Origin of the sequence: Vibrio fujianensis (assembly GCF_002749895.1) — a bacterium.
GTDB classification, from domain to species: domain Bacteria; phylum Pseudomonadota; class Gammaproteobacteria; order Enterobacterales; family Vibrionaceae; genus Vibrio; species Vibrio fujianensis.
In genome coordinates, this window is the sequence record NZ_NBUS01000043.1 from 308,230 (window position 1) to 310,309 (window position 2,080).

Annotated in this window: 2 pseudogenes; both read left to right on the forward strand. The window is 43.8% G+C overall.

Going from position 1 to position 2,080, the window contains the following annotated elements:
* Positions 1-1,096 (forward strand): annotated as a pseudogene (locus B7C60_RS12195) (ExeM/NucH family extracellular endonuclease); the annotation flags it as partial.
* Positions 1,097-1,294: 198 nt separating this feature from the next.
* Positions 1,295-1,912: pseudogene (locus tag B7C60_RS19155) on the forward strand (MFS transporter); the annotation flags it as partial.
* Positions 1,913-2,080: the final 168 nt, after the last annotated feature.

Genomic DNA, 2,080 nt, shown 5'->3' on the forward strand with positions numbered 1-2,080 from the left:
GTGTTGGGAAGATTTCCAAGTTAAGGATAATAACAACAATCCTATTGATGTCGATAAGCAAGGTAACTGCGAGAACTTCCGTGTTGCAGGGGCCGTTCAATTAGGTGAACAATTAGCTAAACGTTATCCAGATAATGATCGTATCATTATGGGGGACTTAAACTCGTATGCTAAAGAAGATCCTATGCTCGTTTTGACCAGCAATCCGACAAATAAAGTATTGACGGCGGCTCGTGATACTTGGATTGGTAATCAACCTCAATTTGGTTCTAATGGTGCTGTGATTACTCGTTCTTTTGGGTATACCAATGCGGTACACATGATGGATGAGAAGAAAGGTCGCCAGCCAAGCTGGAGTTACTCTTACAACGATGAAATTGGCTCGTTAGACCATATGTTGGTTAGCCCTGGTTTGAAATCACGCGTGGTGGATGCAATTGACTGGAACATTAACAGTTCAGAAACTCCGCTGTTTGATTATCAAAAACGAAATGCTGGTGACAATCCTGGTATTTTCCACGGTACTGATAAAGATTACAGTGCGCCCAAAGTCACCGCCTTCCGTTCATCGGATCATGATCCTGTGATTATGGCGTTATCGTATAAATATGCTGAACCAGGTTCACAGCCAGTGCGCTTTACCATTGATAGTAGCCGCGTCGATATTCCATTTGTTGTCAATGCCGATGCTAAAAAAGACGATAAAGCTTATTTAGTCATCACGAGCGGTTTGAAATCAAATGATAAACCTCAGATCCCTGTGGTTGGCTTGAAAAAAGATGGCCTTCAAACGGTAAGTTTTAACGTGGCGAATTTACCACGTGGTGAATACACCGTTCGCATGTATCTAATGCGTCAAGATGTTGAAGATGATCAAGCCGTTACGAAAGCCAATGACGCTGAAGTAACTTGGTCTGAAGTGGCTGGTTCTAGTAAAGAAATGACGATTGAAGTTGCTAAAACCGATGGTATCAGTACGGGTAAAGTTGCTGTGCCAAGCTATGATGGCTCAGGTTCAGGTGGCTCACTGGGTGGCTTTGGCCTCTTGTCTTTACTGACATTTGGCTGGTTACGTCGCTCTCGCCGTACACACTAACTGAGTAATCTTGTTATTTATAAGCCGCTCTTGGATAGAGCGGCTTTTTCTATTTATGCGGCATAGAGGCTGAGGAGCTTTGGTTTTGTCTTTTTCCGCTATATGATGAGTCCATGGTTCGCACAATTGTAAGCATTCATGTCTCAGCTTGTTGATAAAAAAACCTTTTTAAGTATTTTTACGATTGTTTTTTTGCCGATGTTTTTAGCGGCGGTGGATCAAACATTATTAGCAACGGCAACCCCTGCAATCGTCAGTGATCTGGGAGATATGCAGCTTTCTTCATGGATTGCAGTGGGCTATATGTTGGCGGGGGCGGCCTCGGTTCCTATTTACGGCTGGCTGGGCGATCAATACGGTCGTAAGAAAATGCTGACGATTGCGTTAATCATTTTTGGTGGGGGCTCGGTGGTGAGTGCGCTGGCTGGTCACATGCAATGGCTGGTAGCAGGGCGAATTATTCAAGGGTTGGGCAGTGGGGGGTTAATGAGCCTATCACAAGCCTTAATTGGGGAGTTAGTGGCTCCGCGCCAACGTGCACGCTTCCAAGGTTATTTTTCTTCCTTATTTGCTTTAGCCAGTATTGGTGGGCCGGTGATGGGAGGCGTGATCGTCACTTATTTAACCTGGCATTGGTTATTTTGGATTAACCTACCTTTGATTGGCGTTGCGATTTATCGTTTATCGAAATTGACTTCAACCGTGAATAAGGCGCAGAAAACCGAAATTGATTTTTTCGGACTAATCCTATTTCCGAGTTTAATGACGGTGATTATTTATTGGTTGTCTGCGGGAGGGCACTATTTTGCGTGGGGCTCTTTACTTAGCCTGACCTTACTCGGGGTGTTTCTCGGGTTACTACTGGTGTTCATCTGGCAACAACACTCGGTGAAACATTCGTTTTTACCTTTAGCACTTTTAGTGCGCAAAGAAATTTATATTCCTCTTATTTCGACTTTTTTATTTGCGGCTTTTTTTTTTGCT